Here is a 23,926-nt window from a genome sequence, read left to right as displayed (position 1 = left end):
AAGAGTGGCCTTGATCACACTTTTGCGCTCATCCCCGTTACTCCTCCCTGCCTAATCCCCGGCAGGAGGAGGAAGAGGGGGAATGAGCCAGGCACACTAGCGCCATTATGTTTTCTTTCTCTACAGGATGCCGATTCCCTATGTCACAGCCTACCTTCAACAAAGCTCAATTTCAGGCTGCCCTGACGCGTCAGTGGCAGCGTTTTGGTTTGTTTGCAGCAGAGGACATGACGCCTCATCAGTGGTGGCAAGCCGTGAGCGGTGCGCTGGCCGAACTGCTCAGCGCTCAGCCAGCGGCGAAGCCGGTCAAAAACCAGCGTCATGTGAACTACATCTCGATGGAGTTTCTGATTGGACGCCTGACCGGCAACAATCTGCTGAACCTTGGCTGGTATCAGGAAGTGAGCGAGGTGCTGAATGAGCACAACGTGAACCTGACCGATTTGCTGGAGGAAGAAACCGATCCGGGCTTAGGCAACGGCGGGTTGGGGCGTCTGGCGGCCTGTTTCCTCGATTCAATGGCGACGGTAGGGCAATCCGCTATCGGTTATGGTCTGAACTATCAGTACGGCCTGTTCCGTCAGTCCTTTAATGACGGGCATCAGATTGAAGCCCCGGACGACTGGCATCGCGGCAGCTATCCGTGGTTCCGCCATAACGCGCAGCTCGACGTGCACGTCGGCATTGGCGGCAAAGTCACGAAGCAGGGCCATTGGGAACCGGGTTTTGTCATCACCGGCGAAGCCTGGGATCTGCCGGTGCTGGGCTATCGTAACGGCGTCGCGCAGCCGCTGCGTCTGTGGCAGGCGAAACACGCGCATCCGTTCAATCTGACCAAATTTAACGACGGCGATTTCCTGCGTGCCGAGCAGCAGGGTATCGACGCCGAGAAGCTGACTAAAGTTCTGTACCCGAACGACAACCATCTGGCGGGTAAAAAACTGCGCCTGATGCAGCAGTATTTCCAGTGCGCCTGTTCGGTGGCGGATATCCTGCGTCGCCATCATCTGGCGGGCCGTAAGCTGTCTGAGCTGGCGGATTACGAAGTTATCCAGCTGAACGACACTCACCCAACGATCGCGATCCCTGAACTGCTGCGCGTACTGCTCGATGAGCACCAGCTGAGCTGGGATGCGGCCTGGGCGATCACTAGCAAGACCTTCGCTTACACCAACCACACCCTGATGCCAGAAGCGCTGGAGTGCTGGGACGAGAAGCTGGTGAAAGCGCTCCTGCCGCGCCATATGCAGATCATCAATCAGATCAACGACCAGTTCAAAGTGCTGGTGAGCAAAACCTGGCCGGGCGACAAAGCGGTGTGGGCGAAACTGGCGGTGGTGCACGATAAACAGGTCCGCATGGCGAATATGTGTGTGGTCAGCGGCTTTGCGGTGAACGGCGTGGCGGCGCTGCACTCGGATCTGGTGGTCAAAGATCTGTTCCCGGAATATCACCAGCTTTGGCCGAACAAGTTCCATAACGTCACCAACGGCATCACGCCGCGTCGCTGGATCAAACAGTGCAACCCGGCGCTTGCCGCGCTGCTGGATAAAACCCTGAAGAAAGAGTGGGCCAACGATCTCGACCAACTGATCAACCTGGAAAAACAGGCTGACGACGCGAAGTTCCGTCAGAAATATCAGGCTATTAAGCAAGAGAACAAAGTGCGCCTGGCGGCGTTCGTGAAAGTGCGTACCGGGATTGAAATCAATCCAAACGCGATTTTTGATATCCAGATTAAACGCCTGCATGAGTACAAACGTCAGCACCTGAACCTGCTGCACATTCTGGCGCTGTATAAGGAGATCCGCGAAAACCCGAACGCCGACCGCGTGCCGCGCGTGTTCCTGTTTGGTGCCAAAGCCGCGCCTGGCTACTACCTGGCGAAGAACATCATTCTGGCCATCAACAAAGTGGCCGACGCGGTGAACAACGATCCGAACGTCGGCGATAAGCTGAAAGTGGTGTTCCTGCCGGATTACTGCGTGTCGGCGGCGGAAATGCTGATCCCGGCGGCGGATATTTCTGAGCAGATCTCTACTGCAGGCAAAGAGGCCTCCGGCACTGGCAACATGAAGCTGGCCCTGAACGGTGCGTTAACCGTCGGCACCCTGGACGGTGCAAACGTCGAAATCGCCGAGCAGGTGGGCGAAGAGAACATCTTTATCTTCGGGCATACGGTCGAGGAGGTGAAAGCCCTGAAAGCCAAAGGCTATGACCCGGTGAAATGGCGCAAGAAAGACAAAGTGCTGGATGCAGTGCTGAAAGAGCTGGAAAGCGGCAAATACAGCGATGGCGACAAACATGCGTTTGACCAGATGCTGCACAGCATCGGCAAACAGGGTGGCGATCCGTATCTGGTGATGGCGGACTTCACCGCCTACGTGGATGCACAGAAGCAGGTCGATGTGCTGTATCGCGATCAGGACGCCTGGACCCGGGCGTGTATTCTGAACACCGCCCGCTGCGGGATGTTCAGCTCTGACCGTTCAATCCGTGATTATCAGGCCCGTATCTGGCAGGCAAAACGCTAAGGAAGCGCGATGGATAGCAAACGTCTGGATAATGCCGCGCTGGCGGCGGGGATCAGCCCCAGTTACATCAATGCTCACGGTAAACCACAGTCAATTGGTGCTGAAACCAAAAGACGTTTGCTGGACGCCATGCACAAGGCTAAACCCGTCGCGAAAGCGGCGGTGACGCCGGTTCCGCTGGTGAAAGTGTTCACTGCGGGCAAGAAAATGCCGCTGATGATTGACGGCAGCGGCGAGTTCAGTTGGCTGTTAATCACCGAAGAGGGTCAGGAACATAAGGGCCATGCCACGGGCGGTAAACAGCTCAACCTTCCGACGAAGTTGCCGCAAGGCTACCACACTCTGACGCTTACTCAGGGTGAGCATCGTTTCCATTGTCGGGTGATTATTGCCCCGAAACGCTGCTACGAACCGCAGGCACTGCGTGAAGGTAAAAAGCTGTGGGGCGCCTGCGTGCAGCTCTATACGCTACGTTCGGACGACAACTGGGGGATCGGCGATTTTGGCGATCTGAAGAAAATGCTGACGGACGTGGGCAAACGCGGTGGGGCGTTTATCGGCCTTAATCCAATCCACGCGCTGTATCCGGCGAATCCGGAAAGCGCCAGCCCGTACAGCCCGTCATCCCGGCGCTGGTTGAACGTGATTTATATCGACGTCAACGCGCTGGATGATTTCAAAAACAGCAAAGAGGCGCAGGAGTGGTGGAAGATGAGCACCACTCAGCAGACGCTGAAACAGGTGCGAGACGCCGACTGGGTCGACTACGCAACGGTCACGGCGCTGAAAATGGCCGCTCTGCGCATGGCGTGGAAGGGCTTTGCAAAACGCACCGACGAACAGATGAAAGCGTTCCGTCAATTTGTCACCCAGGAAGGTGACAGCCTTTACTGGCAGGCGGCGTTTGATGCGCTGCATGCCTATCAGGTGAAAGAGGACGAAATGCGCTGGGGCTGGCCGGTGTGGCCAGAGGCGTATCAGTCGGTGGATTCCCCGGAAGTGAAAGCCTTCTGCAAAACACACGCCAACGAAGTGGATTTCTTCCTGTGGCTACAATGGCTGGCGTACAGCCAGTTTGCCGCCTGCTGGCAGGAGAGCCAGGGCTACGACATGCCGATCGGCCTGTACCGCGATCTGGCGGTGGGCGTGGCGGAAGGTGGAGCCGAAACCTGGTGCGATCGCGAGCTTTACTGCCTGAAAGCCTCCGTCGGCGCGCCGCCGGATATTCTCGGGCCGCTGGGTCAGAACTGGGGCCTGCCGCCGATGGACCCGCACGTAATGGCGGCGCGCGGATACGAGCCGTTTATCGATCTGCTGCGCGCCAACATGCAAAACTGCGGCGCATTGCGTATCGACCACGTAATGTCTGTGCTGCGTCTGTGGTGGATTCCGTACGGTGAAACGGCGGATCACGGCGCGTATGTGCATTATCCGGTGGACGATTTACTGTCGATTCTTGCGCTGGAAAGCCAGCGTCACCACTGCATGGTGATTGGCGAAGATCTCGGTACTGTACCGGTTGAAATCGTCAGCAAATTACGCGAGAGTGGCGTTTATTCATACAAAGTACTCTATTTCGAAAGTGACCATGAGAAGACGTTCCGTTCGCCGAAAGCGTATCCTGAACAATCAATGGCTGTCGCGACAACGCATGATCTTCCTACGCTGCGAGGCTATTGGGAAAGTGGCGATCTCACGCTTGGCAAAACGCTAGGTTTGTATCCGGATGAAGGGGTGCTGCGCGGGCTGTATCAGGATCGCGAGCTGGCAAAACAAGGGCTGCTGGATGCGCTGCATAAGCACGGCTGCCTGCCAAAACGTGCCGGGCATAAGGCCTCGCTTATGGCGATGACGCCGACGCTCAATCGCGCGATGCAGCGCTATATTGCCGACAGCAACAGCGCTCTGCTGGGTTTGCAGCCGGAAGACTGGCTGGGAATGGCGGAGCCGGTAAACATTCCGGGCACCAGCTATCAGTACAAAAACTGGCGGCGTAAGCTGTCCACCACCCTTGAGAAGATGTTTGCCGACGACGGCGTGAACAAGCTGATTAAGGATTTGGATAAGCGCAGAAGAGCGAAGAAGTGATAAAAAAGCCCGGCGGCGCAAATGCGCTTGCAGGGCCTACGGAGGGTGCGGTTTGATGCCCTCACCCCGACTCTCTCCCAGGGGAGAAGGAGAAAACATTAAAAACGGCAACCTTTGGTTGCCGTTTTGCGTTTACCTTGTAGGCCGGGTAAGGCGCAGCCGCCACCCGGCAAATGACCGCACAGATCAACCAGGCCGGGTAAGGCTTAAACCACCATTCCCAACAGCAGACAGCCAATCAGGCCGCACACGGAAATAATCGTTTCCAGCATCGACCAGGACTTGATGGTCTCACCGATAGTCAGGTTGAAGTACTCCTTGAACAGCCAGAAGCCCGGATCGTTCACGTGGGAGAAAATCACGCTACCGGAACCTACTGCGATAACCATCAGCTCAGGGCTCACGCCGGTGGTCGCAATCAGCGGCGCCACGATACCGCCAGCGGTAATCGCTGCAACGGTCGCAGAACCCAACGCGATACGCAGAACGGCGGCGATAGACCATGCCATCAGAATCGGAGAAATGTTGGTTTCATGCATCATAGAGGCGATGTATTTATCCACGCCGCTGTCCACCAGAACCTGCTTGAACGCACCGCCACCGCCGATGATCAACAGCATCATAGCGATAATTTTGATGGCAGAGCCCAGCGTGTCGTTAATCTGGTCCATGTTACGACCGCGATTCAGACCGAAGGTAAACAGCGCAATCAGGACGGCAATCAGCGTTGCCATGACCGGATCACCGAGGAACTCAGCGACGGACAGGAATGCGTGACCTTTCGGCAGCACCATTTCTGCCACGGCGCGCATCGCCATCAGCACGACCGGCACCAGAGAAGTCCAGACGCTGACGCCAAAGCTTGGCATCTCTTCTTCAGTGAAGGTTTTTGCGCTATACAGACCTTCCGGGATGGGCTTGTCGATGCCTTTCAGGCAGCGAGCAAACACCGGGCCCGCAAGGATAACGGTTGGGATCGCCAGGATGGTACCGAACAGCAGGGTTTTACCCATATCCGCGTGGAAGATGGTCGCGATGGCGGTTGGCCCCGGGTGTGGTGGCAGGAAGCCGTGGGTCACAGACAGCGCAGCGGCCATTGGCACACCGACATACAGCAGCGGGATATTCGCCGCAGCCGCGATGGTGAAGACCAGCGGCAGCATCAGCACGAAGCCAACTTCATAGAACAGCGCAAAACCGACGGTAAAGCCGGTTAATACCACCGCCCATTGAATGTGCTGTTTACCAAATTTGGCGATCAGAGTGGTTGCGATACGCTGTGCGCCGCCGCAGTCTGCCAGCATTTTACCGAGCATGGCGCCGAAGCCCATGATCAGTGCCAGGCTGCCAAGCGTTCCGCCGACACCGGCTTTGATAGAGCTAATGACTTTGACCAGCGGCATTCCTTGCATCAGACCGACTGCAAGTGCCACCAGAACCAGAGCGATGAAGCCGTTCAGCTTGAAACGGATCATCAAGAGCAGTAATAAGACAACACCGATAGCGACGATAACTAATGGCATGATTAACCTGGCCTTTCAATTGTTATGGGTAACGTCATTGTTTCAACGACAATTTCCGATTGTCCCAACTGGGAACAGAGAATTAACGGCACTAATACTGGTTGCCTGCGAAACTATTGAGTTTAGTCGGCTGTTATGAGGATGCTTAGTGCCCATGTGAATGATACGGGTAACATGCGCGGATTGAGAATCACCCTGGCAGGCAAAATTTGAATTATGAGACGCAGGTCAACATATGGGAAGGGAGTGATGGGCAAACAAAAGCCGGGTTGGCGGTTACGCCGTACCCGGCCTGGATGTGGTGTGCGGTCATTTGCCCGATGGCGCTACGCTTAGCGGGCCTACATAAGCCTCGAACGGTAGGCCGGATAAGGTGAAGCCGCCACCCGGCAAAGACAGACGGGAACTCAGTAGTATGAGTGCTCGCCGCGCTGGTGTTCGGTCAGATCGCGCACGCCTTTCAGTTCAGGGAATTCGTTCAGCATTTGCTTCTCGATCCCTTCCTTGAGGGTCACGTCGACCATAGAACACCCGTTGCACCCGCCGCCGAACTGCAGGATAGCCAGACCGTCGTCAGTGATTTCCATCAGGGTGACTTTACCGCCGTGACCGGCCAGCTGCGGGTTGATCTGCGATTGCAGCAGATATTCCACGCGCTCCATCAGCGGGGCATCGTCGGACACTTTACGCATTTTCGCGTTCGGTGCTTTCAGCGTCAGCTGAGAACCCAGCTGATCGGTAACGAAATCGATTTCCGCATCGTCAAGATACGGCGCGCTTAACTCATCGACATAGGCGGTGAGCTGCTCAAATTTAAGGGCAGTGTCAGATGCTTCCACAGCGTCCGGAGGACAATAAGAGACACCGCATTCTGCATTCGGAGTGCCTGGATTAATCACAAACACGCGGATCTGCGTCCCTTCTTCCTGATTTGCCAGCAGTTTGGCAAAGTGTGATTGTGCAGAATCGGAAATACGGATCATAGCTTTGGCCTAATAGTTGACTAAATTACCTGGGTATAATAATACGCCCATCGGAAAAGGGCTACAAGGTGCGACACAAACACCATACCTGAACCGTCGCCGCGCCGCTTTGCAAAAGCAGTCGGGAAAGTTCTGCTACCGTGCTGCCGGTTGTGACGACATCATCCACAATCGCGATATGGCGGCCCTTGACCGACAATTCAAGCCGAAAGGCGTTTTTAAGGTTTCTTTTGCGCAACCTCGCGCTGAGCTGATGCTGGATTGCCGTGGCATGTGTGCGTTTCAGCGCGACAGGGTGATAACTGCAGCGTAGCCAGTGGGCAAGTGGGTGGCATAGCACCTCGCTCTGATTATACCCGCGACGCCAGTGGCGCCGGTGGTGGAGGGGCACGCTGATGAGTAAATCCACCGCAGGCAAATTGCGTGTGCGTCTGGCGTGCAAAACCGCCAGTACCAGCAGGCGAGCGAGAGGGCCAGCCAGCTGGGTTTGCCGGGAAAATTTCAGTTTATGGATCAGGCCACTCAGCGGCTGAACGTAATCATCGACCGCGACCAGAGCATCCCAGGGCGGCGGCTTTTGCAGGCACCTTCCGCAGGGGATGTGGACGCTCGTCGCCGGTAATCCGCATTGCGGGCAACAGGGCGTACGGGTCTGGAATGAGCGTGTGCAGACCGAACACACTCCCCAGTGGCTTATCGTGAGCGGCATTCGACATAGCCAGCACAAGCCAGGCACTGTTAGCATGAGTAACTTCCTTGTTAAAAAGAGAATCCTAACCGATGAATAATCTTTGGTGGCAGACCACAGGCACAGGAAATGTTGATCTTGTGCTGCTGCACGGATGGGGGCTGAACGCCGAGGTGTGGCATTGCATTCAGGAGGAACTGGCCTCGCAATTTACGTTGCACCTTGTTGATCTGCCCGGTTTCGGGCGCAGCCACGGCTTTGGCGCTCTGGCGCTGGAGGCGATGGCGCAACAGGTTCTGGAACGTGCGCCGCAAAAGGCTATCTGGCTCGGATGGAGTTTAGGTGGGCTGGTGGCCAGTCAGATTGCCCTGACGCACCCGGAGCGCGTTCAGGCGCTGGTGACGGTAGCTTCCTCACCGTGTTTTAGCGCCCGCGACGAGTGGCCAGGTATCAAGCCGGAGGTCTTAGCGGGCTTTCAGCAGCAGCTGAGCGAAGATTTCAAGCGCACGGTTGAGCGTTTTCTGGCACTGCAAACAATGGGCACCGAAACGGCACGACAGGATGCGCGAATGCTCAAAAACGCGGTGCTGGCTCTGCCAATGCCGGACGTTGATGTTCTGAATGGCGGCCTGGAGATCCTGAAAACCGTCGACCTGCGCGAACAACTGGCTGCGCTTGCCGTGCCGCATCTGCGAATCTACGGTTATCTTGATGGGCTGGTTCCGCGCAAAGTGGTGCCGATGCTGGATGCGCAGTGGCCGCAGAGTGAGTCGTTGGTTATTGCCAAAGCGGCGCACGCGCCTTTTGTTTCACATCCCGCTGAGTTTTGCGCGGCGCTGACTGCGTTAAGTCAACGTTTAGACTGATTGTTTTCTATCCATCCTGGAAAAACTGGTGTGCCACGACAATACTCAGTGTGTCGTTGTGGCAATTGTCCCTGCGATATACGCAATTATAAACCTATGGAGAGTATGGATATGAAAATAGTCACAGGACTTGTTGCTTCACTGGTTATTGGGTCATTGTCTTTTGGGGCTTTTGCGGCGAAAGAGTTGCAAAGGGATGAAGCGAAAAAGATGAACTTGACCAAAGTAGGGGATGTTTCAACGTCAGATAAAACCTCACCGATGGATGCGAAAAAAGAGCTGTCGGAAAAGGCGGATAAATTAGGCGGCACATATTATGTGATCACCAGCGGTACGAAGAATGAGAAAGACGTTCGCGCCACGGCGGAAGTGTTTAAGTAAGTAGCCATTATTGCCGGGAGGCGTTTCGTTTTCCCGGCAAATCACATTAGCGCAGTACCCACCATTCCCGCAGGCACGCTTTCCCTTCCGGGCAGCTTTTGCAGCTACCGGACAAGCAGTCGTCCTTATCTTCCTGAACCCGAAAAGCTTTTCCCATTGCCTCCAGTCTTTCGAGCATGGCATCGATCATCGGCTGTGGCGTGTGCAGGGAAAGGCTCAACTGTCTGGCCTCCATTCGCCCCTGAAGCGCCAGTAGATCACGAACCTGAATCATCGATGCCATAAACTCTTACCTCTTAGTGGCAGTCGCCAGCAGGACTGTTACAGCAGTTGGCCGCCGTTTTGTTGGTCGCCAGCAGGTTGACGTCGACACGGCTACGTGCGCGGCGAAGCAGGCCAATAAGGATGACGTTGAACAACACAACCGCCAGGATGCACACCAGGCTGTAGCGTGGATGCTGGTTAAAGTTGGTGGCCTGATAGAAGACGGTCGCCAGCGAGTACGCAATGTTCAGCCCCCACAGAACCGAGAAGCCCATCCAGCCACGGCTGGATTCGCGGGCAATCGCCCCCATCACGGAAATGCACGGAATGTAGAGCAGGACGAAGATCAGATAGCTATAGGCCGCTGACGCGCTGCCGAACTTCTGACTCATTACCCCCATCGCGCCAGTTGCCATTTCACCGTCGCCTTTGCTGGCCTCGATGGGATTGGCGAGCACGCTCAGGCTGAAGGTGTTTTTCAGACTCTCCCAGGTTTCATCCACCGCGCCCAGTAGCTCGTCTCCGAGGTGGAATTCCGCCGGGTTAAACTCCTCTTCCTGAATATTTTCCGCCGTATACAGCGTGTTCAGGGTGCCCACAACCACTTCTTTTGCCATCGCGCCGGTGAACAGCCCAACGGTGGCCTGCCAGTTATCTTCATGAACGCCAATCGGCTTGAACAGCGGGGTGATCACGCGGCTGACGGAGGCCAGCGCCGAGTCGTTGATATTATCCGCCGCCTGACCGCTGAGGGTAAAGCTGTTCAGCGCGCTAAGGAAAATACTGACAATGACAATGACTTTACCGGCGCGCAGAACAAAACCTTTCAGGCGCTGCCAGGTCTGGATCAGCAGGCTTTTGATGTGCGGGACGTGGTAGACCGGCAGTTCCATCACAAACGGTGAGGCTTCGCCGCGCATGATGGTGTGTTTGAGCATCAGGCCGGTGAGAATCGCCATCACGATACCCAGCAGGTACAGGGAGAATACTGCCAGCGCACCTTCCTGGCCAAAGAACGCCGCCGCAAAGACTGCGAAGATCGCCAGTCGTGCGCCGCAGGACATAAACGGCGCCATCATGATGGTCATCAGGCGCTCACGCGGCGCATCCAGCGTACGTGCGCCCATCACCGACGGAACGTTACAGCCAAAACCGACAATCAGTGGAACGAAGGATTTACCTGGCAAACCGAGCGCCTGCATCAGGCGATCCATCACGAAGGCAGCACGGGCCATGTAACCGGAATCCTCAAGGAAGGAGAGGAACAGATACATCATGCCGATTTGCGGCACCAGCGGCAGAACGGTGTTGATACCGCCACCCAGCCCCTGCGCGAGGAAAATGGTCAGCCATTCAGGCAGATGCAGCGTGTAGCCCAGCCATTGCAGGCCGTGGATAAAAATGGCCACAGAGCCGACATCGAACAGCGGTTGGAGCGCGCCGCCAATGTTGATGGCGAGCAGGAACATCACGTACATCACCAGCAGGAAGATCGGCAAGCCGAGGAAGCGGTTGAGAATAATTTTATCAACGGCAGAGGTGAAGCGGCTCGGCTCGGCGGTCAGGGTATTACTGACCATTTCGCAAATCGCTGCGATGCTTTGATAGCGTGCGTCGGCGATATGCAGCGCCGGGTCGTCGATTTCGTCACTCAGTCGCGCCAGCGAAATATCCAGATGCTGTGCGGCGTTGCCCGCATAACCACGGCTGTAGATATCGCCTTCCAGCATTTGCAGCCCCAGCCAGTTGCGCTGTTTCTGCGGCATCGCGTGGGTCATTTCTTGCGCCAGTATGCTGGCTTCGCGCACCAGCGGCTGAGGGTAATGAACCAGCTCAAGATCGGTATTGCCGGTGTGGCGATCGACCGCCAGCTTCAGGGCGTCGATCCCACGCGCGCGGGTGGAGACCAGCGGAATCACCGGACAGCCAAGGCGTGCTGAAAGGGCATCGATGTCGATACGAATTTTTTGCTTCTCGGCAATATCGAGCATGTTCAGCGCGACGATGCACGGAATGCCCAGCTCCAGCAATTGCAGGGTCAGGTACAAGTTACGCTCAAGATTGGAGGCATCGACGACGTTAATCAGTAAATCCGCGTCGCCGCTCAGAATATAGTGGCAGGCAATTTGCTCATCGAGCGAGGTCTGCGATGAAATGGTAGTGAGCGAATAAGTGCCAGGTAAGTCAACGAGAGTGACCTGATGGTCCGTCGTCGAAAACTGGCCTTCTTTACGTTCCACCGTGACGCCCGCCCAGTTACCGACGCGCTGACGTGCGCCCGTTAGCTGATTAAATAAGGTGGTCTTGCCGGAATTAGGATTGCCAATTAAGCCAATGGTTAATTTTTTCATTGTTTTAGACTCGGTATAACGGCTGGCGATTTATCGGATTAAAGCTTCGACTTCTAATAACGCGAGGTCTTTCTTACGCAATACCAGATTGACGCGACGGGTTTCGATATGCACGGGATCGCCTAATGGCGCAATGCGCACAACCTGGAACGAAGACCCAGGCAGCATGCCTAATGACAACAGTTTTTGACGATACGCCGGGCTAATTTCGCGGGCAAAACCGGTAATTTTCCAGGCACTGTCTGGTGTGTATTGCATAGAAACCACTTTGACCGAAGGTTAAATAATCAACAGGTTCATGATAATGAGAATGGTTTCTATCAGCAATATTTAAAATGTGACCGGATGTTCATATGGACATTAATTCGAGGACTGTTTGACCTTGCTCAATTTTTAATGAGATGGGGAGTGAGGTATGAATTATTAATTTGTTAACTAAGTGATAATCGTTGGTATAAATATGGATATGCAATCGGTTCCATATTTACTAATAAATGAGTGAGTACGTTGTTATTTATTCCAGCTTATTGCGGTGTGATTGTCGGGCGGTACTGCATTTGCCCGGCCGACATTCAGCCGGGCAAATGGGGGACATTAACGTTTTTTGCCCATCGCGGCGGCCAGCGCATCCATCATCGCGCTGTTACCGGCAGGCTGAGCCTGAGGGCGTGGTTTCGCGGCTTTGGCTGCTGGACGGGATTGCTCGCGCGCGCCGCCGCCGTTATTACGACGAGCGTTGGTTTCGCCTGGCTGCTCGTCAAGACGCATCGTCAGCGCGATACGCTTGCGCTGCATATCCACTTCCAGCACTTTCACCTTCACGATATCGCCCGCTTTGACCACGGTATGCGGGTCTTCCACGAACTTATCGGCCAGGGAAGAGATATGCACTAAACCGTCCTGATGCACGCCGATATCGACAAAGGCACCAAAATTGGTGACGTTCGTTACCGCGCCTTCCAGCACCATTCCCGGCTGCAGATCTTTCATCGTTTCAACGCCTTCGGCAAACTTCGCCGTTTTAAACTCAGGGCGCGGGTCGCGACCTGGTTTTTCCAGCTCTTTGATGATGTCGGAGACGGTTGGCACGCCGAATTTGTCGTCGGTGAAATCGACGGCTTTCAGGTCACGCAGATTGGTGCTGTTGCCCATCAGGTCTTTCAGCGCCTGCTGAGTGGCAGCCAGAATACGCTCCACTACCGGATAAGCTTCCGGGTGAACGGTTGAGGCATCCAGCGGGTTATCGCCGTGGTTGATACGCAGGAAGCCCGCGCACTGCTCAAAGGCTTTCGGCCCGAGACGGCTCACCTTCAACAACTGCTGGCGGTTCTGGAACTGACCGTTCTCATCGCGCCAGGAGACGATATTCTGCGCCATCATGCGGGTCAGGCCTGCCACGCGGGTCAGCAGAGCAACGGAGGCGGTGTTCAGGTCTACACCGACGGCGTTTACGCAGTCTTCCACCACCGCATCCAGACGGCGCGCCAGTTGAGTCTGACTCACGTCGTGCTGATACTGGCCGACACCGATCGATTTCGGATCGATTTTCACCAGCTCTGCCAGCGGATCTTGCAGGCGGCGGGCGATAGAGACCGCGCCGCGCAGGGAAACGTCGAGGTCCGGGAACTCGAGCGCCGCCAGTTCGGACGCCGAGTAAACCGACGCTCCAGCTTCGCTGACGATCACTTTCTGCGCGGTGACTTTCGGGAACTGCTCCTGCACATCGAGGAAGAAGCGTTCGGTTTCGCGCGATGCGGTACCGTTACCGATCGCCACCAGTTCAACGTTGTATTTTTCACACAGGGCGGCAACCACCACGGCGGCTTTCGCGGCCTGGCCGGTGTGCGGATAGATGGTGTCGGTCGCGACCAGTTTGCCGGTCTCGTCGACAACGGCCACTTTCACGCCAGTACGCAGGCCCGGATCGAGACCCATAGTGGCGCGCAGGCCAGCAGGTGCGGCCATCAGCAGGTCATGCAGGTTTCGGGCAAAGACGTTAATCGCTTCGTCTTCTGCGCGTTCGCGCACGGTGCCCATCAGTTCGGTTTCGAGGTGCATCAGCACTTTGATGCGCCAGGTCCAGCTCACCACGCCTTTGCGCCAGCTGTCTGCTGGGGCATTGTTCAGGCGCAGGCCGAGGTGGTTGGTAATAATCTGTTCGCAATAACTCTCTTTTGGCGGTTCGTCGAACTGCGGATCGGCATTGAGCGAGAGTTGCAGTATACCTTCGTTACGGCCACGGAACATCGCCAGCGCACGATGCGACGGAGCGGTGGAGATCGGTTCATGATGATCGAAGTAGTCGCGGAATTTCGCACCTTCCTCTTCTTTACCGCTCACCACGGTTGAGACGATATGGGCATTTTTCCACAGATAATCACGCACCTTAGAGAGCAGCGCGGCGTCTTCGGCAAAACGCTCCATCAGGATATAGCGCGCACCGTCGAGGGCGGCTTTGGTATCGGCCACGCCTTTTTCCGCGTCGATAAATTTCGCGGCTTCCGTTTCCGGATCGTGTGACGGGGTGTTCCACAGCAGATCCGCCAGCGGCTCAAGGCCTGCTTCAATCGCAATCTGCCCGCGGGTGCGGCGCTTAGGTTTGTATGGCAGATAGAGGTCTTCGAGCTCGGTTTTGCTCATCGTGCCGTTGATAGCACCTGCCAGCGCATCGGTCAGTTTGCCCTGCTCGCCGATGGATTTGAGAATGGCCTGACGACGGTCTTCCAGCTCGCGCAGGTAGCCCAGACGGGTCTCCAGGTTGCGCAGCTGCGTGTCATCCAGACCGCCGGTGACTTCCTTACGATAACGTGCAATAAACGGCACGGTGTTCCCTTCATCAAGCAGGCGGACGGCAGCTTCTACCTGCTCGGCTCTGGCCTGAAGTTCACCCGCAATAATGCGGCAGAGCGAATCTTTCATCATGGCTTTGTCATCTGGTTTGTCGAAAAACAGGGGGATAGTTATACGGGCTGACACGCGAAAATGCCAGCCGTGGAGGGTGCTCTCGGACTATTTAACGTACTCAATTTCGTTGACGTACCAGCTGGCTTCACCGCCGGGCGTCTGGACGATGGTTAAATCACCGACTTCCTTTTTGAGCAGCGCGCGGGCCATCGGCGAGTCGATCGAGATGTAATCCTTACGACCAAAAATTTCATCGTAGCCGACAATGCGAAAGCGGCGGATATCGCCATCATCATTCTCAATTTCTACCCACGCGCCGAAGAACACTTTGCCCTCTTGCTGCGGGGAATAATCAACAATTCTTAGGTTCTCAAGGCATTTGGTGAGATAACGGACGCGTCTGTCAATCTCGCGCAGGCGTTTCTTATTATACTGATAGTCAGCGTTCTCACTGCGGTCGCCGAGACTGGCCGCCCAGGTCACTTTTTTGGTCACTTCCGGGCGCTCTTCCCGCCAGAGGTAATCCATCTCTTTTTTGAGTTTTTCGTACCCTTCGCGGGTGATTAGCGGCGTTTTCATGGTGTGACCTTAAGACTCTACTCAGTTGCAGACATTACGCACATTACGTACCACATAGCTTACCAGACAGGATTAATAATGATTAATGTGATGAAATGTGCAGATAAGCTGCTGTTAAATATGCTTTGTAACAATTTCGACTAGAATTTATACCAGAATTAGCTGGTCGTAGACGCGCACTTTTTTAGAATACGTACTGAAATACTATCCGGACCTTTGGGAGTACATACAATGCAAGAGAACTATAAAATTCTGGTCGTGGATGACGACATGCGCCTGCGTGCGCTGCTTGAGCGTTATCTGACCGAGCAGGGCTTCCAGGTTCGAAGCGTGGCGAACGCCGAGCAAATGGATCGCCTGCTTACCCGTGAATCGTTCCACCTGATGGTGCTCGATTTAATGCTCCCTGGTGAAGACGGGCTTTCTATCTGCCGCCGTCTGCGCAGTCAGAGCAACCCAATGCCGATCATTATGGTGACGGCGAAAGGGGAAGAAGTTGACCGTATCGTGGGCCTCGAAATTGGTGCCGACGACTACATTCCAAAACCCTTCAACCCGCGTGAACTGCTGGCGCGTATTCGCGCAGTCCTTCGCCGTCAGGCCAACGAACTGCCGGGCGCACCGTCTCAGGAAGAGGCCGTGATTGCCTTCGGTAAGTTCAAGCTGAACCTCGGTACGCGCGAAATGTTCCGTGAAGATGAACCTATGCCGCTGACCAGCGGTGAATTTGCGGTTCTGAAAGCGCTGGTCAGCCATCCGCGTGAGCCGCTGTCGCGGGACAAGCTGATGAACCTGGCTCGCGGTCGTGAATACTCCGCGATGGAGCGTTCCATCGACGTCCAGATCTCTCGTCTGCGCCGCATGGTCGAAGAAGATCCTGCGCATCCTCGCTACATTCAGACCGTTTGGGGTCTGGGCTACGTCTTTGTGCCGGACGGTTCTAAAGCATGAGGCGAATGCGCTTTTCACCGCGCAGCTCGTTTGCCCGCACTCTGCTACTGATCGTCACCTTGCTGTTCGTCAGCCTGGTGACGACGTATCTGGTGGTGCTGAACTTCGCGATCCTGCCCAGCCTCCAGCAGTTCAATAAGGTCTTAGCCTACGAAGTTCGTATGCTAATGACCGATAAACTGCAGCTGGAGGACGGCACGCAGCTGGTGGTTCCTCCGGCGTTTCGGCGTGAAATTTACCGCGAGCTGGGAATTTCGCTCTATTCCAACGAAGCGGCGGAAGACGCTGGCCTGCGCTGGGCGCAACACTACGAATTCTTAAGTCAGCAGATGGCGCAGCAACTGGGTGGCCCGACGGAAGTGCGCGTTGAGGTCAACAAAAGCTCGCCGGTTGTGTGGCTGAAAACCTGGCTGTCACCCAATATTTGGGTGCGCGTCCCGCTGACCGAAATCCATCAGGGCGATTTCTCGCCGCTGTTTCGCTATACCCTGGCGATCATGCTGATGGCGATAGGCGGCGCGTGGCTGTTTATCCGAATACAAAACCGACCCTTAGTCGATCTTGAACACGCCGCTTTACAGGTGGGGAAAGGCATTATTCCGCCGCCACTGCGTGAATATGGCGCGTCTGAAGTTCGTTCTGTCACACGCGCCTTTAACCATATGGCGGCGGGCGTGAAGCAACTTGCCGACGACCGTACGCTGCTGATGGCCGGTGTGAGCCACGACCTGCGTACGCCGCTGACGCGTATTCGTCTGGCGACGGAAATGATGGGTGAAGAGGACGGTTATCTCGCGGAGTCCATCAACAAGGACATCGAAGAGTGTAACGCTATCATCGAACAGTTCATCGATTACCTGCGTACCGGTCAGGAAATGCCGATGGAAATGGCCGATCTTAACGGCGTGCTTGGCGAAGTGGTGGCGGCAGAAAGCGGTTACGAGCGTGAAATTGATACTGATTTGCAGTCGGGCGAGATTCAGGTCCGTATGCATCCATTGTCCATCAAACGTGCCGTCGCCAATATGGTGGTCAACGCTGCGCGCTACGGTAATGGCTGGATTAAAGTCAGCAGTGGTTCGGAACTGAATCGCGCCTGGTTCCAGGTTGAAGACGATGGTCCGGGGATTAAGCCAGAGCAGCGCAAGCATCTGTTCCAGCCGTTTGTGCGCGGCGACAGCGCACGTAGCACCAGCGGTACCGGATTAGGGCTGGCGATTGTGCAGCGTATTATCGACAACCATAACGGGCTGCTGGAGATTGGTACCAGCGAGCGGGGTGGTTTGAGTATTCGCGCGTGGCTGCCAGTTCCGGTGACGCGAGGGCAGGTGAAAGAGAGTTAAAAATCGCACCTAACAATTCCCTCTCCCACAGGGAGAGGGAGAAAACATTAAAAACGGCAACCGAAGTTGCCGTTTTGCTTTTACCTTGGTCCTGCACTCACCAACGCCGCACCTGCTGGCGTATCGGTGTACTTCTCAAAGTTTTCAATAAACAGCTTCGCCAGCGTTTCGGCCTTCTCTTGCCACTGTTCCGGTGAGCCGTAGGTATTACGCGGATCGAGGATATGCGTATCCACGCCCGGCAGCGACGTTGGGATCGCCAGATCGAACATGGGCAGGGTGAAGGTTTCCGCATCATCCAGCGAACCATCGATAATCGCGTCGATAATCGCACGCGTATCCTTGATGGAGATGCGTTTACCCGTCCCGTTCCAGCCGGTGTTCACCAGATACGCCTGCGCGCCTGCGGCTTGCATACGTTTCACCAGCACTTCGGCGTATTGCGTCGGGTGCAGCGACAGGAACGCCGCGCCGAAGCAGGCGGAGAAGGTTGGCGTCGGTTCAGTCACACCGCGCTCGGTGCCGGCCAGTTTCGCCGTAAAACCGGACAGGAAGTGATACTGCGTCTGGCTGGCCGTCAGGCGGGAAACCGGTGGCAGCACGCCAAACGCATCGGCGGTGAGGAAGATCACTTTCGAGGCGTGGCCCGCTTTGGACACCGGCTTCACGATATTATCGATGTGATAGATCGGATACGACACGCGGGTGTTTTCGGTTTTCGAGGCATCGTCAAAATCGACGCTTCCATCGGCACGCACGGTGACGTTTTCCAGCAGCGCATCGCGGCGGATGGCACCGAAAATGTCCGGTTCCGCTTCTGCCGACAGGCGGATCGTTTTGGCGTAGCAGCCGCCTTCGAAGTTGAACACGCCGTCATCGTCCCAGCCGTGTTCATCGTCGCCAATCAGACGGCGCTTCGGATCGGTGGAAAGGGTGGTTTTGCCGGTGCCGGAGAGGCCAAAGAATACCGCCACATCACCTTCTTCACCAACGTTAGCAGAGCAGTGCATGGAGGCAATGCCCTGCAGCGGCAGCAGGTAGTTCATCACCGAGAACATCCCTTTCTTCATTTCGCCACCGTACCAGGTGCCGCCGATAAGCTGGATGCGCTCGGTCAGGTTGAAGGCGATGAAGTTTTCCGAGTTCAGGCCCTGCTCTTTCCACTGAGGGTTAGTGCATTTCGCACCGTTCATCACGATAAAATCAGGCTCGAAATCCTGTAATTCCTCATCGGTCGGGCGAATAAACATGTTCTTCACGAAATGCGCCTGCCAGGCAACTTCGGTAATGAAGCGCACTGAAAGACGGGTGTCGGCATTGGCGCCACAGAAGGCATCAATAATGAACAGACGCTTGCCGGAGAGTTGATGAGTGACGAGTCCTTTCAGATGCTGCCAGGTGTCCTGGGAGAGCGGCTTATTGTCGTTCTTCCCTTTACCGTTATCTGCCCACCACAGCGTATCGCGGGTGGTGTCGTCACGGACGATATACTTATCTTTCGGCGAACGGCCGGTAAAAATCCCGGTGTCCACGGCGATAGCACCAGTGTTCGTCAACACACCTCGCTCGTATCCTTCCAGTGCTGGATTGAGCTCTTCCTGATACAGCGTATCGTAATCGGGGTTGTAGACGATTTCCTGGACGTCGTTGATACCATAAGCCTTGAGATCTTGCGGGGTTAAATCTTTAACGCGCATGTCACTGCTCCTTAGCCAATATGTACTGCCTGAAATTGTAGGGTTTTTCTTAGGATGTTAACCGCGACGGGGCTCATAGATTTACGTATCTGGACAAAACCCTTCCTGACGGAAAACGCTGTGACTCCTGTCACGAAGCAGGGCGGATTATCGCAGGATTCGCTTTTTTGTGGGGGGAAATGTTCTCAAAAGGTTAAATCATGGAGTATTTAACCGGAAGAATGTGAATGTAATCGCATACATGTAAGAAAGTTACGTAAGGGTTACATTACGAAAAACGATTCAGCTTAAAGGCAAGTTTTCCCCTCACCGGAAGTGAGGGGAGGAGGCATTAATGAACCTGCGGGTCTGCCGGGGAGGCGTTGTTGCGGATCTCGGCGATGTCCATCGAATTGAACACGTAGTGAGAACCACAGTAGTCACAGTTCATATCGATTTCGCCGTCTTCAGCCATGATGCTGTCGATCTCTTCATCCGGCAGGGTACGCAGCGCGCCCGCACAGCGTTCACGAGAACAGGTACATTTGAACTCTACGTCCTGCGGATCGTACAGCGTCACCTCTTCTTCGTGGTACAGACGCCACAGCACTTCGTTCGCTGGCAGCGTGGACAGCTCTTCAGTTTTGATGGTTTCAGTCAGAGCCGCCAGATGATCGAAATCATTGCCCTGGGCATTCTGTGCAGGCAGCACCTGCAGCAGCATACCGCCCGCCGCCAGTTGGCCGTCCACCACGCCTGTGCGGATAAACAGGCGCGTTGGCAGCTGTTCGGAACGCATGAAGTAATCTTCCAGGCAGGCGGCCAAAGTATCGCCTTCCAGACCCACTACGCCCTGATAGCGCTCGCCTTCTTCTGGGGTAATCGTGATCACCAGGAAACCGTTGCCGACCAGCGTTTTAAGATCGGCACCTTCCGGGACTTCTCCCTGAACGCGAGCCACACCGCGCATCTGCTGCTGGTTATTGCCGTTGATCACCGCCAGCGTCATCGGGCCATCACCCTGCAATTGTACGGTGATGTCGCCTGCAAACTTAAGCGTTGCCGTCAGCAGGCTGGTCGCGACCAGCAGCTCGCCGAGGATGGTCTTCACCGGCTGCGGGTAGCTGTGGTTTTCCATAATCTGTTTCCAGGTTTCGGATACCGTAACCAGCTCGCCGCGAACGGCAAATTGCTCAAACAGATAGCGATGTAATTGGTCGTGTTGGGACATATTTTTCTCTCTTCGAACGGCGATTACTCATGTTCGCCGTGTTTAAATTTCATCAGGTCGCGACGTTCTTTTTTATCCGGTCGCCTGTCCGGATGCGGCATGGTCAGGGCATTCATCTTGCGCGCTAAAGCCACTTTCTCGCGCTTTTCGATGCTTTCGGCCGTCTCTTCATACATCAGGGCCGCAACGACAGCCGGGCGACGATTTTCGGTAACGGCTTTGACGATCACCGTGCGTTCATCGTTACCCTGGCGCAGTGTCAGCGTGGCGTTCAGTTCGACAAGCTTACTTGGTTTACTGCGTTGCCCGTTGTAATGGACCTTACCGCCATCGACCATTTCGCGGGCCAGAGCGCGTGTTTTATAAAAACGGGCGGCCCACAGCCATTTATCCAGTCTTACCCCCTCGGAGGGTTTATCTTTCATGGCGTCTCCTTCACGTTGAGTGAGGGGATCATCCGGCGATAGTCGTTGAGTGCCGGATGCCGCAGATAGCTTTTATCCGCCAGGCCGGAATCAGGATTCGTCACGCCCAGGCAATAGCGAATACCGAATTTTGCCGCCGAATCCAGAATCGGTTCACTGTCATCAATGAATAACGTTCTTTCTGGCTGCAAACCGGTCTCTTGTGCCACCGCCTGCCACAATCGCTGATCCTCTTTCGGATAACCAAATGTGTGGGTGGAAAGTAATAAATCAAGGTGCGACGCCAACCCGGTATGTTCGAGCTTCACCGCCAGATTGTGCGGATGCGCGTTAGTCAGCAGAATACGGCGCTTGCCACTTGCTTTCAGGGCATCGAGAAAAGGCACCGTATCTTCACGCAGCACCGCGTTCGGCCCTTGCGCGGTGGTCATAGCGCAAATATCCAGACCGAGCTTGTCGCTCCAGTAATCCAGGCAGTACCAGTTTAGCGTATGCTGCACGGCGTGATACTGCTGGCGAATATAATCCTGCGCTTCCGCCGGAGTGATGCCCTGCTGCGCGCCATAGGTTTCAGGCACTAGCTTTTGCCAGAAATGGGTGTCAAAGGCGAGGTCGAGCAGCGTGCCGTCCATATCCAGCAGGACGGTATCAACGTCCTGCCAGGCGATATCAAGATGCATGGGGGGAACTCTCCAGCGGAAATATACGTGCGCGACAGGTTAGCATAACTGTCGCGCAGCGGTATTATCCGATCAGGCTGTCAGGCGCGGCGATGAGCTTGGGATTGAGGCAGTTTTCATAGTATTGCTGAATCTCGGCCAGGCGCGTACGAGAGCGCTGATAGCGGCGCAGCGCAGCGATTCCGTTCCAGATAATGCACACCAGCATCGCCAACATCAGCAGGGTAGTGGCAATGTAACGCCATAATCCGGCGCTGTCCGGCATGCGGTGAAGTTCGACGTGGCGGGTGCCGTTGGCATCGGTAAAGATACCCGTCACAATGCCCTCAGCGCTGAACGGCGTTTGCATCAGCATTTGCGCCAGACGCTGGAACTCGCCCCATTGTTCCTGAGCCGGGTAATCATACAGCGCCACCGGCGGATAAGGCTGATCGACCAGATCGCTCCCTTCATCGCTGATAATCACGAAACCGCCCGGTGCCGGGCTGTTTAACGCCTGGGCCGCGCGGGTGGTTTCACGCATGACGAAAGGCGCGGTGGATGTGGCGACCAGATTCTCCAGTGATTCGGCACTCACCGGGCGCAGCAGAACGTTTACGCCGTCAAGTCGCCCTGCGTCAGCGCGTTTCACCAGCGCTTCCCAGTCTTTACTGTTCCCGAGATTGACCAACGCGTTTTTGAGGCGCACACACTCATCGTCGGCGGAACAGAGATCCTGCGTTTTCATCACGATGTCGCCGAAATCATCCAGCAGCACCATGCCTGATTTCTGAATCGCTGCGCGCAGAGACTGGCTGACGCGGGAATTGTCTTCCGGTTTTGGATGCAGTTGGCGGTTCAGAGCCTGAGTTAAAGCCGTTGCTTTGCCGACGGTGTCGGATTCCGGCAGCGGCAGCGGTGGGGCGTCATTCCAGACTATCTGCGAACAATCAAAAGGCGTGAACGGAGAATTTTGGCGCGTGTTCCAGGTCCCGGGCGCGTGGATATTACACATGCCCGTTCCTTTCAGCTTCAGCGTATCACCGACGCGAACGCCTGCATCTTCCAGTTGATTCACGCTGGTGGCTTCAATGGTTTGTGCGCCTTTGATCCATGACAGGGTGAATTTAATCGGCATATCGAGTGGCACCAGCAGAATCAACATCGCCAGCACCAGCGCAGCGCCACCGGCGATAACGGTACTGCGAAGCCAGTGCTGGAGCGGGAAGTTTTTGACTTCATCATGAAGGGACAGGAAACGCCCCTGGCGCACAACGTGGCGGTCGAGATAAATATCAATATCGGTTTTTTGCCCTAAATCCTGGGCAATCCACGGCTGCCAGTGGCGCGGATAGATGAGATCGATAATCCCGAGCGAGATGTTGTTGATATGTTCCTGATCGTTCTCGCCGAACAAACCCCAGCGCTTAGGCGTACCGCGTAAGCAGTGGATTTCGCGCAGCGTCGTTTTTGCCGGAGCCGCAAATAACCCCCACAGACCAGCGCCCAGCAGCAACAGTGCACCGCCCGCCAGCCAGGGTGCAAAAACGTCCGGTGCCATCAGGCAGAAGAAAAAGAGCACGAAAGCGGCAACGATCAGCACTGCCTCACGAATTCCGTCCGGACGGCTGAGGGCATACTCCTCGTGCGTTTCCTGGCGAATGTTAAGCAGTTCAATCTGTTCAGTTTCTTCACCACGAATTGACGCCTGTGTGGAGCTTGTGCGCTCCAGCGCAAAGCGCGGTGCTTCCTGAACATATTCACTCAGGGTGTGACCATTCAGAGCAATGACCAGCGGAATAGAATCTGTCGGGATCAGCTCAACGCTATTTTCATCATTGATGTATTGTTCCCAAAACGGCGGCAGATGCACTTCGACTGAATCGAGATAGTAGCGCCACTTGTTGGGATCGTCGGTGGTAATGCCATAGCGGGTGATCGAGCGCGTCACGCACAGCACGGTGTCGCTTTGCGCGTTGAGCGTCAGGGAGATCGGCGCAGCGCTGGCGCCGGTCGGGCCAGGTGTCTGCTGGACACGGTTCAACGTATCAAGATAGTTTTCAATTGCGCTGCGTTCTTCGGGCGCCAGTTTGCGCGTAGTTGCTCCGGCAAAGGCGTTTAAAAATGGCAGGCGATATCGCCGCTGTGCCCGGCGCCGGTATAACCAACCTGCGAGTAGTGCGCAGGCCAGCAGTGCAGCGAAAAATATCAAAATGGTGCTCATGCTTTCCCCATCTTACTAATTTACAGGTGTTGTCAGTTGCACCTTTTACAGTGAATGAGTCTCTGTGGTTGGCTATCGGCAAGCATGGAGTCGAACTTGAGCATTTTGAAGCGCATCCCAGTGACCGCAGATAATAGCAAAGGCAACCCTGGCGGGATATCAGCAAATTCCTGGAGTTATTTCAACCTCTTGACTTTTGCGCTGAAATGAGGATTAACTCACGCTAGGTTGCAAAAATGTAAATAAAGAGCGATTG

At 55.4% G+C, this 23,926-nt stretch carries 19 protein-coding genes; 6 read left to right on the top strand and 13 right to left on the bottom strand.

Translation table 11 applies throughout. The features are described from left to right. Positions 1-140: 140 nt before the first annotated feature. Both malP and malQ read left to right on the top strand, forming a co-directional pair. Positions 141-2,534 carry a maltodextrin phosphorylase gene (gene malP, locus C3708_RS11585; RefSeq protein WP_095283734.1) on the top strand — a complete coding sequence of 798 codons (2,394 nt, stop codon included), beginning with the start codon at positions 141-143 and terminating at the stop codon, positions 2,532-2,534. Between the two features lie 9 nt (positions 2,535-2,543). Continuing rightward, positions 2,544-4,622 carry a 4-alpha-glucanotransferase gene (gene malQ, locus C3708_RS11580; RefSeq protein WP_103949394.1) on the top strand — a complete coding sequence of 693 codons (2,079 nt, stop codon included), beginning with the start codon at positions 2,544-2,546 and terminating at the stop codon, positions 4,620-4,622. 206 nt (positions 4,623-4,828) lie between these two features. Here the strand turns inward: malQ and gntT are convergent, their stop codons facing one another. From gntT to gntX, 3 genes are all read right to left on the bottom strand, one after another. Beyond that, the gene (gene gntT / locus C3708_RS11575) at positions 4,829-6,145 is read right to left on the bottom strand and encodes a gluconate transporter (RefSeq protein WP_095283732.1); all 1,317 of its coding nucleotides are present in this window, start codon (positions 6,143-6,145) and stop codon (positions 4,829-4,831) included. A gap of 407 nt (positions 6,146-6,552) precedes the next feature. Continuing rightward, positions 6,553-7,128 carry a Fe-S biogenesis protein NfuA gene (nfuA, locus tag C3708_RS11570; RefSeq protein WP_095283731.1) on the bottom strand — a complete coding sequence of 192 codons (576 nt, stop codon included), beginning with the start codon at positions 7,126-7,128 and terminating at the stop codon, positions 6,553-6,555. Positions 7,129-7,189: 61 nt separating this feature from the next. Next, entirely contained in the window at positions 7,190-7,873 is a 684-nt protein-coding gene (gene gntX, locus C3708_RS11565; RefSeq protein ID WP_103949393.1) for a DNA utilization protein GntX, read from the bottom strand. A 35-nt stretch (positions 7,874-7,908) separates the two neighbouring features. Here gntX and bioH point away from each other — a divergent pair, with 35 nt between their 5' ends. Together bioH and C3708_RS11555 are read left to right on the top strand one after the other, a co-directional pair. Then, positions 7,909-8,682 (top strand): pimeloyl-ACP methyl ester esterase BioH, encoded by a 774-nt coding sequence (gene bioH, locus C3708_RS11560; protein ID WP_103949392.1) that lies wholly within the window; start codon positions 7,909-7,911, stop codon positions 8,680-8,682. 111 nt (positions 8,683-8,793) lie between these two features. Further along, on the top strand, positions 8,794-9,063 hold the full coding sequence (locus tag C3708_RS11555; RefSeq protein ID WP_095284412.1) for a YdgH/BhsA/McbA-like domain containing protein: 270 nt from the start codon (positions 8,794-8,796) through the stop codon (positions 9,061-9,063). Between the two features lie 46 nt (positions 9,064-9,109). Here the strand turns inward: C3708_RS11555 and feoC are convergent, their stop codons facing one another. The 5 genes from feoC to greB all read right to left on the bottom strand — a co-directional run bounded on the left by feoC (position 9,110) and on the right by greB (position 15,161). Further along, positions 9,110-9,346 carry a [Fe-S]-dependent transcriptional repressor FeoC gene (feoC, locus tag C3708_RS11550; protein WP_103949391.1) on the bottom strand — a complete coding sequence of 79 codons (237 nt, stop codon included), beginning with the start codon at positions 9,344-9,346 and terminating at the stop codon, positions 9,110-9,112. Positions 9,347-9,359: 13 nt separating this feature from the next. Continuing rightward, positions 9,360-11,678 (bottom strand): Fe(2+) transporter permease subunit FeoB, encoded by a 2,319-nt coding sequence (feoB, locus tag C3708_RS11545; protein WP_103949390.1) that lies wholly within the window; start codon positions 11,676-11,678, stop codon positions 9,360-9,362. 30 nt (positions 11,679-11,708) lie between these two features. Then, complete coding sequence (gene feoA / locus C3708_RS11540) at positions 11,709-11,936, bottom strand: ferrous iron transporter A (protein ID WP_095283726.1); 228 nt, start codon at positions 11,934-11,936, stop codon at positions 11,709-11,711. Between the two features lie 336 nt (positions 11,937-12,272). Next, complete coding sequence (locus C3708_RS11535) at positions 12,273-14,600, bottom strand: Tex family protein (RefSeq protein ID WP_103949441.1); 2,328 nt, start codon at positions 14,598-14,600, stop codon at positions 12,273-12,275. Between the two features lie 87 nt (positions 14,601-14,687). Next, the gene (gene greB / locus C3708_RS11530; RefSeq protein ID WP_103947367.1) at positions 14,688-15,161 is read right to left on the bottom strand and encodes a transcription elongation factor GreB; all 474 of its coding nucleotides are present in this window, start codon (positions 15,159-15,161) and stop codon (positions 14,688-14,690) included. Positions 15,162-15,392: 231 nt separating this feature from the next. Between greB and ompR the strand changes: the two genes are divergently transcribed. After that, a complete protein-coding gene (ompR, locus tag C3708_RS11525) occupies positions 15,393-16,112 on the top strand; it encodes a two-component system response regulator OmpR (RefSeq protein ID WP_001157751.1) in 720 nt (239 codons plus the stop codon). Then, positions 16,109-17,455 carry a two-component system sensor histidine kinase EnvZ gene (envZ, locus tag C3708_RS11520; RefSeq protein ID WP_095283724.1) on the top strand — a complete coding sequence of 449 codons (1,347 nt, stop codon included), beginning with the start codon at positions 16,109-16,111 and terminating at the stop codon, positions 17,453-17,455. The genes ompR and envZ overlap by 4 nt, the downstream gene beginning before the upstream one ends. Before the next feature lie 80 nt (positions 17,456-17,535). Here the strand turns inward: envZ and pckA are convergent, their stop codons facing one another. From pckA to C3708_RS11495, 5 genes are all read right to left on the bottom strand, one after another. After that, the gene (pckA, locus tag C3708_RS11515; protein WP_103948195.1) at positions 17,536-19,152 is read right to left on the bottom strand and encodes a phosphoenolpyruvate carboxykinase (ATP); all 1,617 of its coding nucleotides are present in this window, start codon (positions 19,150-19,152) and stop codon (positions 17,536-17,538) included. 331 nt (positions 19,153-19,483) lie between these two features. After that, positions 19,484-20,362: an Hsp33 family molecular chaperone HslO gene (gene hslO, locus C3708_RS11510; RefSeq protein WP_095283722.1), complete on the bottom strand. Its 879-nt coding sequence runs from the start codon at positions 20,360-20,362 to the stop codon at positions 19,484-19,486. A 23-nt stretch (positions 20,363-20,385) separates the two neighbouring features. Continuing rightward, on the bottom strand, positions 20,386-20,787 hold the full coding sequence (hslR, locus tag C3708_RS11505; RefSeq protein ID WP_103949389.1) for a ribosome-associated heat shock protein Hsp15: 402 nt from the start codon (positions 20,785-20,787) through the stop codon (positions 20,386-20,388). After that, positions 20,784-21,467, bottom strand: a complete 684-nt coding sequence (gene yrfG, locus C3708_RS11500; RefSeq protein WP_103948197.1) for a GMP/IMP nucleotidase — start codon at positions 21,465-21,467, stop codon at positions 20,784-20,786. The genes hslR and yrfG overlap by 4 nt, the downstream gene beginning before the upstream one ends. A gap of 64 nt (positions 21,468-21,531) precedes the next feature. Beyond that, positions 21,532-23,670: an intracellular growth attenuator family protein gene (locus tag C3708_RS11495; protein ID WP_095283719.1), complete on the bottom strand. Its 2,139-nt coding sequence runs from the start codon at positions 23,668-23,670 to the stop codon at positions 21,532-21,534. Between the last annotated feature and the right edge of the window lie 256 nt (positions 23,671-23,926).

Source organism: Lelliottia sp. 7254-16 (genome assembly GCF_002922995.1).
GTDB classification, from domain to species: domain Bacteria; phylum Pseudomonadota; class Gammaproteobacteria; order Enterobacterales; family Enterobacteriaceae; genus Enterobacter; species Enterobacter jeotgali.
The sequence above is the reverse complement of the archived record's forward strand: the minus strand, read 5'-3'. Positions and strand labels throughout refer to the sequence as shown.